The sequence below is a fragment of the Bradyrhizobium uaiense genome (assembly GCF_010811875.1).
Taxonomy (GTDB): domain Bacteria; phylum Pseudomonadota; class Alphaproteobacteria; order Rhizobiales; family Xanthobacteraceae; genus Bradyrhizobium; species Bradyrhizobium uaiense.
Genome location: NZ_VKHP01000283.1, coordinates 1 through 10984 on the forward strand (window position 1 = coordinate 1; position 10984 = coordinate 10984).

Here is a 10984-nt window from a genome sequence, read left to right on the forward strand (position 1 = left end):
CCGGCCGCGGACGACGACCTGCGGCACACCCAGTTGCTCGTCGCACGCGTACGAGGCGGCTCAGAGACAGAACCAGAGGATCATCAGCGGCACCAGCGCCAGATGCGGAATGGTTCGGATCATCTGCAGCGAGCGGTCGAGCAGGTCCCGAACCGTCACGAACAGCCCGACAAGCAAACCGAGGATAAGGCCCGCGGCGGCGCCGATCCCGAAGCCGATTGCCACGCGGCGAAGGCTGATCAGGATATCATGCTGTAATTCGCCTCGCTCGGCGAGCTGTCGGGCAGCGTTCCAAATATCCGCGGGCGCCGGCACGATCGCTGTCGATACGACACCACTGACCGACAGGGCATGCCAAATGGCGAGCAGCGCCAGCGGCGGCAGCCACGGCAAAAACAACGAACGCCACGGTACGCCTCGCGAAGCCGATGACGCGAATATCGCGGCGTTGTACCTGACGTCCGCCATAATGGTCACGACGGTCTCGCTCCCATGGAGGGGTGCCTCCTTGCGAGCAAGTGTTCGCGTAGCTGCCGCATCGGCAGGTGCAGAAAGCAGTGACGCATCCGTCATGAAGTCAAATTATCCCGTCTCGCCTGAGACCCGAGGCACCTTGGCAAAGTCCGACGTGGAATTCGACGGCAGTGAAATTCATTTTTCGGGACTTTGCATCGAAGCTGTTCTACTTGGCCATGCCATTTGCAGAATCTATTTTCCGGTGACGGCCAGCTCGCTCTGCATCTCCGTTCAATCTGATATCTGCGAGGCTTCGCGAGAAGCGGCCAGACACATTATTCCGGCTCGCATTCCTCGCCGTGTTTGTCGGCGGCTTCCTCTCGGAAGGTGAGAAGGGTTTCCAGAACGAAAGCCGAGCATGTCGCACGATTTGCGAGCCGCAAGGATGGCTGAGCTCCTTCACTTGCTGCTGGCCTGGTCTCGATCTGCTGGCCTGGTCTCGATCGCCCGGCGTGACAGCCGTCTTCCGACGACCTGCAGCAACCGGATAGATGAACTGCAAAGCTCATGACCTGCAGAAGGGATTTCTCCCGCTATCCCGTTTTTCAAAATACCGACGGCTTGCGTAGAATATTCTTTCATCTAGCATTGATCACAGCCATTCATTTGAAAGTTCTCCGCACATGACGGACATCCACACGCTTCCGGCGGTCACGCCTCGCCGCCTCGATACGATTGACCGCAAGATCTTGAGGGTTCTCCAGGAAGACGCATCGCTATCGGTAGCTGAGATTGGTGAACGCGTTGGACTATCCTCAACCCCCTGCTGGAAGCGTGTGCAGCGCCTGGAGACCGAAGGAATCATCACGGGCAAGGTCGCTCTCGTGGACCAGAACAAGATCGGTCTGGGTCTATCGGTCTTCGTATCCGTCGAGAGCGATGATCACTCCGACACGTGGCTGAGAAAATTTGCGTCCATCGTCAGCGCGATGCCCGAGGTGATCGAGTTCTATCGCATGGCCGGCGACATCGACTACGTCCTGCGCGTGGTCGTCGCGGACATGCAGAGCTATGACTTGTTCTACAAGAAGTTGATTGGCGCGATCGCATTGAAGAATGTGACCTCGCGGTTCGCAATGGAAAAAATCAAGTCTGTCACCGCCCTGCCCGTACCAGGACTTGAACTCACCAAACCACTTCCCCTCCCCGCTCGATCGGCCGTTGAGACGAGAGTCTAGCGAATGGACTTAAAAGAGAAGCACCATCGATCCGGTGGCCGCGCCAGCTGGTAGCGGCACAGTGCGTAGATGTCGACGAATTTGAGGCCAACGGCGGAGTGACGGGTCCGCGCTGCGCTGGCGCCGGACTCGAGACTACGCATAGCAACGGAACCCGAGGAGAATGAGTTTTGCGTTCTTGGCCTCATCAGGAAATGAGCCTTCTCCCGAAGATCGCAGAGCAGTACATCGATTTCAAACTTGTGCCCCAAGCTGAGATTTGAGCACGAGCGGCGCAAAGGCGTGATACCCTTCGACGCAAACGCTGGATGCGACGGAGGATTTATGCGGCGGATATCTTCCTGGCTTTATGCTTTCGGCCGAATGACTCGACGCTTCCAGGCCAAGTGTCGGGAGTTCGCGCGGACTGATCGAGCCGAAGGGGACGAAGACGCGTACGAATTCTTCTTTTTCGGCCCACACGGCTAGAGACTTTCCCCACCTCAACCCTGCAGAATTCAGCGGGTGACTTAAGGCTAGGCGTCAGTCCTTCATCACAGCCCCTGACGTCACGCGATGACCTGCGAACAAGGCATCAATCGCTGGCATCGCCTGCCCAGAGCGGCCGGCAGATCAGTGGAGCGGCACCATGACAGGTTACCGTGGACGAAACGTCATCATCGTCGGCGGTGGCGCGAGTGGCGTGCTGCTAGCGTACCAGCTGCTGCATCAGCCAACGCGCGACCTTCGCGTCACCTTGATCGAACAGAGGCCGGATCTCGGCCGCGGCATCGCCTATCACACCGGCAATCCAGACCACTTGCTCAATGTGCGGGTCGCGAATATGAGCGCGCTGCCGGATCAGCCGGATCATTTCTGGCGTTGGCTTGGCTCGCGCGAGCTCAATGTTCCCCTCTGTCCGGATCCCTATTGCTTCGTGCCGCGACGCGTCTATGGCGACTACATCGCGAGCCTGCTCGAACAGCACACCTCCGACCCCGCAGACGTGGAGCGCCTCTCCATCGTCCACGGGACTTGTGTGGATATCAACGAAGGCCATGCTGGCGTGACCGTCACGCTCGAGGACGGCCAATCGCTGGCCGGCGATGCCGTTGTCCTTGCCACCGGACATGACATGCGCGCCAGCCGCGCAGGCTATGCCGATCCATGGGCGCCGGCGTCAGCCGCACCTGTCGATGCCGATGCAACCGTCCTGCTTCTTGGCACGGGATTGACGATGGTCGACTACGTGCTGTCACTGTTGCGCGACGGGCATCGAGGACCGATCGTCGCGATGTCGCGGCGCGGCCTGCTTGCAAAGCCGCATCGGCGCGTCGACGCTCGGCACATCGACGAAGCCGATGTCCCGTTTGGCGCCACCATCAGCAGCCTGCTCCACTGGCTTCGCCGCCGCATAGCCCGGAATGCCGCTGAGGGCGGTGACTGGCGCAGCGTGATCGATGGCCTTCGGCCCTACACCCAGCGGCTGTGGCACGAGCTTCCGCTGGCGTCCAAACGCGGCTTCCTCGAACACGCCCGCGCCTGGTGGGATGTGCATCGGCACCGGATGGCGCCGGAAGTCGAAGCTCGCGTATCTCAAGCAATCTATGCGGGCCAGCTCAGACTGATGGCGGCCAAGGTGATCAGCGTCGCGCCGAACGACGATGGAGCCCGCATACACTATCGCCGGCGCGGTGATACCAGGATCTTCAACATCCAGGTGGGCGCCGTCGTCGATTGCACCGGTATCGTCAAGGACCCCCGCGCCACGCCAAACCCGGCGGTGCGCGGCCTGTTCGATTGTGGCTTGGCGCGTGTCGATCCGCTCGGTATTGGCATCGAGACGGATCGCAACTGTGCGATCATCGGCCGCGATGGCGCGGTCTCGCAGCGCATCTTTGCAGTCGGGCCGCTGACGCGCGCTGCGTTCTGGGAGATCGTTGCGATTCCCGACATCCGCAGCCAATGCAACACCCTCGCCGCCCGGCTCGCCGAAGCGACCGGCGCGCTTCGAGCAGAGCCCGGTCGTGAACGCGCCGGCGCTTGACGACTGGAGCCGATTGGACCGAATCCGGGCTGCGCGAGCATGGCAACGACCACGCGATCAGTTCATCCCTAGTTGACCCCGAGCGGGCTTAACCGTGCCAACGGCGGCGGGTTGTCCGGATGTCTGAGAAGATCGAGGATCTGGCGCTTCAGCCGCACGAACTCGGATTCGGTCACAAGTTCGCTCTGACGAGGCCGGACGAACGGAAGGCGGATGTCGTCGATGACACGCCCCGGCCGCGCGCTCATGACGATCACACGATCGGCCAAGAACAGCGCCTCCTCGATATCGTGCGTCACAAACACTGTGGTGGTCGGAATTCTGGTCCAGACGTCGAGCAGAACCTCCTGCATCATGCTGCGCGTCTGCGCATCCAGAGCACCGAATGGTTCGTCCATGAGCAGGACTCGCGGCCGATTGATGAGAACACGCGCGATCTCGACACGCTGCTGCATACCGCCGGAAAGCTGCGACGGATAAAATTGCTCGAAGCCGGCGAGGCCAACGAGCCGTAGAATTTCATCCGCCGCGCGATACCGCTCAGCCCTGCCAACGCCGCGCATTTTCGGACCGAACGCGACATTGTCCCGAACGCGCTTCCATGGAAACAACGTATGTTGCTGGAACACGATGCCTCGATCCGGGCTTGGCCCCCCGACCAGCTGACCGTCTACCGTCAGCCGCCCGTCCATCACCGGTAGATGTCCCGCCAGGGCGCCCAGCAAGGTCGACTTCCCGCATCCGGACGGGCCAAGCACACAGACGAACTCGCCCGGCGAGACCTCAAGGTCGAGATCGCGAACGGCCTCTAAGGCATCGAGACCCGCTCCGAGCGAAATCGAGATGCGCTCGATTCCGATCCGCCCGACCGCGTTGGTCGAAATATCTGATACCCGGATGTTCATCGCGTGACCACAGGGCGTTGCCACGGCATCAGATAACGACCCAACGTCGTCAACAGCCAACTGCTGCCCATTCCGAGCAAGCCAATGACCAGCATGCCGACAATGATGTCCGCATAGTTTTGCAGCGTGTAGGCTTCCCACGTGTAATAGCCAATGCCGAACTGGCCGGAGATCATCTCCGCCGTGACCAAGCAGAACCACGATGTTCCCATCCCGATGGCAAGCCCGGTGACTATGCTGGGGGCAGCCCCCGGCAGCACGATCTCACGGAGAATGGCGGCCGGCGTGCCGCCGAGACTGCGCGCGGAGGCGATCAGCCGCCGGTCGACGTTCGCAACACCATGAACGGTATTGAGAATGATCGGGAACAGCGCACCGAGGAACGTGATGAAAATCATCGACATTTCCGACGACGGGAAGATCAGGATCGACAGTGGTATCCAAGCCACTGCCGGGATCGGTCGCAGCAACTCAAGCGGCGGCAGCAAGAGATCGCTGGCGGCGCGTGAGCGACCGATCGCAAAGCCGAAGGCGATCCCGAACACGACTGCAGCGCCATATCCCGCAAACACCCGCCACAGGCTGCTGCCCACATGCGCCATTAGCTTCGGCGACTTGAGCAGAACAATCGCGGACTGCACGACCTCGTTCGGCGGTGGCACGTTACGGAATGTGACGACACCCAGGTTTAAATGCAGCGACGAGGCTAATTGCCACAATGCGATGCAGCCGAAAATCGACAGGGCGCGAACGAACCAGCGCGCTCCCGGTAACCAGTGGACGGCGCGCCCGGCAGCCATGGCTCATCGGCTCGCCACAAGGGATTCGCGAGCCCCGACATAGTCAACCACAGTGCCGCCGTGTTCCTTCGACCACTTTTCAGCTTTATTCTTGAGCAGGAACGCACTGAGCTCACCCTTCGGGGAACGCACGAACCACGCCTGGTTCGCAAACAGCTTGATGCGGGTTTCACGATCCTGGGCATAGACGACACGAATCGCCTTACCTTCCTTCTCCAGTGCCGCGAGCGCCTTCAACGCATTCTCGGGCGAGCCGTAGTGACGAACGAGCGTCTCATCCTTGACCCAAATTTGCGCGGTGCGGCTGAAGTCCGTGATCTCGGCTCCACTCGCCGCGTCCTCTGCCTTCAAGGCGAGCTGATTGTAATTCTTCAGCTGCGCCTCATAGTCGCGACCGCTTTGGGCAGATGCGATGCGGATATATCTGTCGGTCACGAATTGATTGATATCCAGGTCGCTGTCAGTGCGCTTCAGGAACTTCAGTGTCTTGATCGAGGTGGCCACCGCCTGACGATATTCCGGCTTCCATGTCACATCCCGGGTTTGCAGACCGAGTGGCCCATGGAACAGATAGACCACTTCGGCCTCGATGCCGGTCACCTTGGCGATCAGCTCACTATACTTCTCGGGTTCGGCCGCTATCAGGCGATCGGCCTCGAGCGCCGCGCGCAGATAGGCAATGACGATCTCCGGATATTTATCTGCGTAATCGGAATCCACGAGCGCGCCATGGAAGGTCGGCGCGTTCGCTTGCGAGCCGTCAAAGATCTTGCGGGCGAAGCCACGCCACGGGAACAGCTCGGCGAACGGAACGAAATCTGCATGGGCCTCGATCTTGTTCGCCTGCAACGCGGGACCAGCGACCTCGGGCGCTTGCGTAATGATGTTGACGTCCGTTTCCGGGTTCCAGCCCTTATCTTCGATGGCACGCAACAGCATGCCATGCGACGTCGACGCAAAGGGGACTGAAATCGTCTTGCCCTTGAGGTCGTCGATCGACTGCACCGCCGAATTCGTTGGCACGACGATGCCGTTGCCGCTGCCTTTCGTGCTGCCTGACAGGACACTGATGAAGAGGCTGCGACGGCCGGCCTTCTGGAATGCCACGCCATTGAGCGAGCCGGGGAAATCCGCCATCGCGCCGAAATCGAGCTTGCCTGCGACCATCTCGTTGGTCAACGGCGCGCCGCTGGTGAAATTCTTCCACTGAATGTCGTAGGTGACATCCTTGTACTTGCCATCGTGCGGCAGGAATTTCTCCAGCAGCTTCAGCTCGCGGATCAGAAGACCGCCCGTTGCGCAGTTTATGGTGGTGTCCTGTGTCCCAACCGCGACGCGGATCGTTTCAGCGTGCAAGGCACTGGTCAGTCCGATCGCAGCGATCACAGCCGTGGCCGTCGCTTTCAGAGAGCGGAACGAGATCATCAGGCCTGTCCTTAGCTGTCGATCGACGGCGCGCTGCCGCCTGCAAATGCTGCGGACTATCGGGCCGATACCGCGTCGGCTGAAGCAATTACTTGCATTGCGTCACACCGATCGCTTGCCATCGTGATCCCATCATAATGCGCGGCAGTCGCATTGAAGGATTTTCTCGCAGCGCCCCAGTCGGAAGACGAATCCTTTCGATGGGATGCCGCTCACGCATCACCTTTGCTAAGTGCATTCAAGATCTATCAAAGAAGTGGACTTTGCCTTCCCGTCACCCTTAGCTATCGGACTGACAGCTCGAGGCAATCTGGCGGCAATGACGATACTGAAGGAAGTATTCGAATCCGGTTCGCGCAGCCCATTGGTGCCAACGGGCACTGCTACGGACACAAGCTATCGGACGCGGCAGGTATTTGCAGTCACCCCCGCCCCGCGGACGACTGGCGGCGATTCCGCGTTGTTCATGAGCGAGAGCATCGACGGGCTCGACGTCGGTGCGCACTTTCTCGATCGTCTGTCGGCCGAACAGAAGGCAGACGTCCAGGCAGCCGGACGCACCATCCTGGTCTCGCAAGGCGATATGGTGTTCAGCCAGGGCGAGCATCACAGCGGCATCTTCATCATCAAGCGGGGACAGGTCCGGGTCTATTACACCGCACCCTCGGGTCGGGAGATCACCCTCGCCTACTGGACGCCCGGTCATTTCATCGGCGGCCCCGAGATATCCGGTGGCGGACCGCACATGTGGTCCGGTATCGCGATGGAGGATTGCGAGATTACGGCTTTGCCAAGTGCCGCCCTGCAACGGCTTCTGGTGCAAATGCCGGCCTTTGCGCTGGCACTGATCGACGGGCTGATCGCCAAGGGCAAGTGCTATTCGTCGATGGCGCAGATGCTCGGCACGCGTTCGGTGATCGAACGGCTTGCGCAGTATCTCTTGAACCTTGCCGAACTGTACGGAGTTGCTGACGGCGACATTGTAATCGTCAATCGGAAGGTGACCCATGATCAGATCGCTGCCATGGTGGGTTCGACCCGGCAGTGGGTCACGATGATGCTGAAACGCTTTCAGACCAAACACATCATCGCGATCGAGGATGGGGTCATCCGAATAAAAAGAGTCGATCTGCTCGAGAAGATCCTGTTCCGGGAATGATCAGCCTTGTCCGATCTGGCCCAATGCCCAGGCCACGGTCTTTCGAACATCGGGATCTTCATCGCTGGCATGCACTGTGAGCGCGTCGCGGGCGCGCGGATCGGCGATATCACCGAGTGCCGCGGCGGCATCCTTGCGCAAGGAAGGCAACTGGTCGTCGAGGAAGGCGACGATGGCGTCGACTGCGTCCCGGATACGGAGCCTGCCCAGGTTCTGAATCGCCTTCTGGCGCACCTGCCAATAGCTGTCGGCGAGCGAGCCGACCAGCGCCGTTGCCGCCGAAGCTTGACCGATCCGCCCAATCGCATCCGCCGCAGCGGCCCTGACCTGCCATTCCCGATCTGAAAGCGCGGCGGCCGCGGCCTGGGCCGCGACGTCATTCCGCGCAAACGACAACGCATTGACGGCCGCAAGCCTTACCTCGCCAGCCTCATCCCGGGTCGCGCGGATCAGCGACGGCAGTGTCTCGGTCTTCTTGAGATAGCCGATCACGCCGACCGCCTGCACGCGCACGGCAGAGTCACTGTCGCCGAGCGCCGTAATCGCAGGACCGAGCGATGTATCGACCTGGAGCGCCTTGAGCGCACGAAAAATCGCGGCTCGCACAAAGGCCGAAGAATGTGTTGCCAGCGGCTGAAGCATGTCGCCGGCCGCCGGATCACGGAGTTCAGCCAGGCTATCAGCCGCCGCTCGGGCGACATCGGCGTCCGGATCAAGGACAGCGCCGGTCAGCGCCCTGGCCACATCGATACCGTCGAATTCACCCAGCGCCTGAGCGGCCTGCTGCCTGACGGACGGCGCAACGTCGCGAGCGGCGTGCGCCAACAACGGAACCGCCTCCTCACTCGAGGTCTCCACGAGGTCGAGCACCGCAAGCCGGCGTACGGACGGGTCCTCGCTCGCCAACCGCTCAGCGATCTCGCCGAGGTCTCCGAACGCCTCGAATGGCTCGAACACGGTCATGTTAGCGTAGCAAGTAAGGGATGTTAACGGTCACCGCGCCGGTCGGGCAATCGGTCTCGCAAGGCATGCAATACCAGCACTCGTCATACTTCATGTAGGCCTTTCCGGTGAGATCGCTGATCCGGAGCACATCGAGTGGGCACACGTCGACGCAGACCGTGCACCCCTTGTCGGCGATGCATTTGGCGTCATCCACGATGACTGGAACAGCGGTCGGCGTATGGGCAATCGGCATGAGAGATTCACCTGTTCAGGCATGCTGTCGGATGCGCTGGCGGTCATAGGCCGAGCGCTCGGATTCATCGATCGGGACGATGTAGGGCGCGACCGGCCGCTTCTCCGCCGTCATTCGACCATCCCGCTTGCGCAGGATACTGTGACAGAACCAGTCATCATCATTCTTCTCCGGGTATTCCACCCGATGATGGTAGAGGCCCCAGCGGCTTTCGGTACGGAACAGCGAGGCGAACGCCGCCATCTCGGCACAGTCGACGATCGAGGCGACTTCCAGTGACCGCATCAACTCGTGCGCATCACGCACCGCCATTGCGCTTTCCATATCATCGCGGATTTCCGCAAAACGCGCCTGACCAAGCTTCATCTTCGCCGTCACCTTCGGCGGCTGAAGATAATCATTCACGAAGCGCCGGGTCTTGTATTCGAGCTGGTTCGGTGGGATTCCGTCGTCGCGCCTGGTCGGCGCCAACACCCGCTGCTGCTCGCGCACAACGTCGGCCGCGTCGTAATCCGCCAAGTCGGTATTGGCAGCCACTTCCGCTGCGTGCTCGCCCGCCACCGCGCCGTTGGTGAAGGCGCCGAGCATGTAATTGTGCGGCACGCTTGCCATGTCGCCGGCCGCATAAAGACCCGAGACTGTAGTGCGCGCGAATTCATCGACATAGACACCGGATGCGCTGTGACCCGAGCAAAATCCGATCTCGGAAATATGCATCTCGATCATGCGCTCGCGATAATTGGTGCCGCGATTGTCGTGGAACCTTCCCCGTGACGGCCGCTCGACCTGGTGCAAGATCGCCTCGATCTTCCCGATCGTGTCGCTATGCAGATGATTGAGCTTCAGGAACACCGGTCCCTTGCCCGATTGCAGCTCGTTGTAGAACTCCTGCATCATCTGTCCGGACCAATAGTCGCATTCGATGAAGCGGTTGCCCTCGCTGTTGGTGGTGTAGGCCCCGAAGGGACCGGCCACATAGGCGCAGGCAGGGCCGTTGTAGTCCTTGATCAGCGGATTGATCTGGTAGCATTCGAGATTCGCGAGCGCTGCACCGGCGTGATAGGCCATCGCATAGCCGTCGCCGGAATTGGTGGCATTCTCATAGGTTCCCCAGAGATAGCCCGACTGCGGCAGGCCAAGCCGACCCGCCGCGCCGGCGCAGAGAATGACCGTCTTCGCGCGCAGCACCAGGAACTCGGCGCTACGCGTATTGACCGCGATCGCGCCGGCGATCTGCCCGTCACGTCCGGTCAACAGCCGCGTCGCCATGTAGCGGTTGGAGATCAACACCTTCTCGCGGCGAAGCTGGCGGTAAAGCGCCTTCTTGACAGTATCGCCGTTCGGCATCGGCAGCACGTAAGAGCCGAGGTGATGCACCTTCTTGACGTCGAAGTCGCCGTTTTCGTTCTTCTGGAACTTGATGCCGAAGCGGTCGAGCTCCTGAATGACATCGAAGCAGCGCGAGGCATAGTTGTACACCGGCGCCTGATCGCAGATGCCGTCATTGGCGATCGTGATTTCCTTGGTGTATTGCTCCGGCGTCGCATAGCTTGGTACGACCGCGTTATTCAGCCCGTCCATGCCCATCGCGATCGCGCCCGAGCGCTTGACGTTGGCCTTCTCCAGGAGCACGACGCGCGCGCCCGGACTGTGGCGCTTGGCCTTGTAGGCCGCCATCGGTCCGGCCGTGCCGCCGCCGATCACGAGCACGTCGCAGACAATCTCCGTCAGGCCGCTTTTGATCTCATCCATGTGCCGACCTCACGCTGACTGCTGC

10 protein-coding genes are annotated in these 10984 nt (G+C 60.9%); 3 read left to right on the forward strand and 7 right to left on the reverse strand.

Annotated features, from left to right (window positions below; genetic code table 11):
• Positions 1–60: 60 nt before the first annotated feature.
• Complete coding sequence (locus tag FNJ47_RS40210; protein WP_163161578.1) at positions 61–573, reverse strand: ABC transporter permease; 513 nt, start codon at positions 571–573, stop codon at positions 61–63.
• Positions 574–1139: 566 nt separating this feature from the next.
• Between FNJ47_RS40210 and FNJ47_RS40215 the strand changes: the two genes are divergently transcribed.
• Both FNJ47_RS40215 and FNJ47_RS40220 read left to right on the forward strand, forming a co-directional pair.
• Positions 1140–1694, forward strand: coding sequence for an Lrp/AsnC family transcriptional regulator (locus FNJ47_RS40215; protein ID WP_163161580.1), 555 nt, complete (start codon positions 1140–1142; stop codon positions 1692–1694).
• 628 nt (positions 1695–2322) lie between these two features.
• Complete coding sequence (locus FNJ47_RS40220) at positions 2323–3720, forward strand: FAD/NAD(P)-binding protein (protein WP_163161582.1); 1398 nt, start codon at positions 2323–2325, stop codon at positions 3718–3720.
• Between the two features lie 68 nt (positions 3721–3788).
• On the opposite strand, the gene FNJ47_RS40225 is transcribed toward FNJ47_RS40220, so the two are convergent.
• From FNJ47_RS40225 to FNJ47_RS40235, 3 genes are read right to left on the reverse strand one after another with little or no spacing between them, the layout of a single operon-like run.
• Positions 3789–4625, reverse strand: a complete 837-nt coding sequence (locus FNJ47_RS40225; RefSeq protein ID WP_163161584.1) for an ABC transporter ATP-binding protein — start codon at positions 4623–4625, stop codon at positions 3789–3791.
• Complete coding sequence (locus tag FNJ47_RS40230; protein ID WP_163161586.1) at positions 4622–5425, reverse strand: ABC transporter permease; 804 nt, start codon at positions 5423–5425, stop codon at positions 4622–4624. Before FNJ47_RS40230 ends, FNJ47_RS40225 begins: the two co-directional genes overlap by 4 nt.
• Positions 5426–5428: 3 nt before the next feature.
• Positions 5429–6850 carry an ABC transporter substrate-binding protein gene (locus FNJ47_RS40235; protein WP_163161588.1) on the reverse strand — a complete coding sequence of 474 codons (1422 nt, stop codon included), beginning with the start codon at positions 6848–6850 and terminating at the stop codon, positions 5429–5431.
• A 466-nt stretch (positions 6851–7316) separates the two neighbouring features.
• On the opposite strand from FNJ47_RS40235, the gene FNJ47_RS40240 reads away from it, so the two are divergent.
• Entirely contained in the window at positions 7317–8009 is a 693-nt protein-coding gene (locus FNJ47_RS40240) for a Crp/Fnr family transcriptional regulator (RefSeq protein ID WP_236000372.1), read from the forward strand.
• On the opposite strand, the gene FNJ47_RS40245 is transcribed toward FNJ47_RS40240, so the two are convergent.
• The 3 genes from FNJ47_RS40245 to FNJ47_RS40255 are packed head-to-tail and all read right to left on the reverse strand — an operon-like array spanning position 8010 to position 10959.
• Positions 8010–8972, reverse strand: coding sequence for a HEAT repeat domain-containing protein (locus FNJ47_RS40245; RefSeq protein WP_163161590.1), 963 nt, complete (start codon positions 8970–8972; stop codon positions 8010–8012).
• 1 nt (position 8973) lies between these two features.
• Positions 8974–9207, reverse strand: coding sequence for a 4Fe-4S dicluster domain-containing protein (locus tag FNJ47_RS40250; protein ID WP_163161592.1), 234 nt, complete (start codon positions 9205–9207; stop codon positions 8974–8976).
• 15 nt (positions 9208–9222) lie between these two features.
• Positions 9223–10959 (reverse strand): fumarate reductase/succinate dehydrogenase flavoprotein subunit, encoded by a 1737-nt coding sequence (locus FNJ47_RS40255; protein ID WP_163161594.1) that lies wholly within the window; start codon positions 10957–10959, stop codon positions 9223–9225.
• Positions 10960–10984: the final 25 nt, after the last annotated feature.

Excerpts from the sequence above, each read along its gene's own strand:
- FNJ47_RS40235 (WP_163161588.1), bottom strand. The coding sequence starts at position 6,850 with ATGATCTCGTTCCGCTCTCTGAAAGCGACGGCCACGGCTGTGATCGCT.
- FNJ47_RS40250 (WP_163161592.1), bottom strand. The coding sequence starts at position 9,207 with ATGCCGATTGCCCATACGCCGACCGCTGTTCCAGTCATCGTGGATGAC.
- FNJ47_RS40245 (WP_163161590.1), bottom strand. The coding sequence starts at position 8,972 with ATGACCGTGTTCGAGCCATTCGAGGCGTTCGGAGACCTCGGCGAGATC.
- FNJ47_RS40210 (WP_163161578.1), bottom strand. The coding sequence starts at position 573 with ATGACGGATGCGTCACTGCTTTCTGCACCTGCCGATGCGGCAGCTACG.
- FNJ47_RS40225 (WP_163161584.1), bottom strand. The coding sequence starts at position 4,625 with ATGAACATCCGGGTATCAGATATTTCGACCAACGCGGTCGGGCGGATC.
- FNJ47_RS40255 (WP_163161594.1), bottom strand. The coding sequence starts at position 10,959 with ATGGATGAGATCAAAAGCGGCCTGACGGAGATTGTCTGCGACGTGCTC.
- FNJ47_RS40215 (WP_163161580.1), top strand. The coding sequence starts at position 1,140 with ATGACGGACATCCACACGCTTCCGGCGGTCACGCCTCGCCGCCTCGAT.
- FNJ47_RS40240 (WP_236000372.1), top strand. The coding sequence starts at position 7,317 with ATGAGCGAGAGCATCGACGGGCTCGACGTCGGTGCGCACTTTCTCGAT.
- FNJ47_RS40230 (WP_163161586.1), bottom strand. The coding sequence starts at position 5,425 with ATGGCTGCCGGGCGCGCCGTCCACTGGTTACCGGGAGCGCGCTGGTTC.
- FNJ47_RS40220 (WP_163161582.1), top strand. The coding sequence starts at position 2,323 with ATGACAGGTTACCGTGGACGAAACGTCATCATCGTCGGCGGTGGCGCG.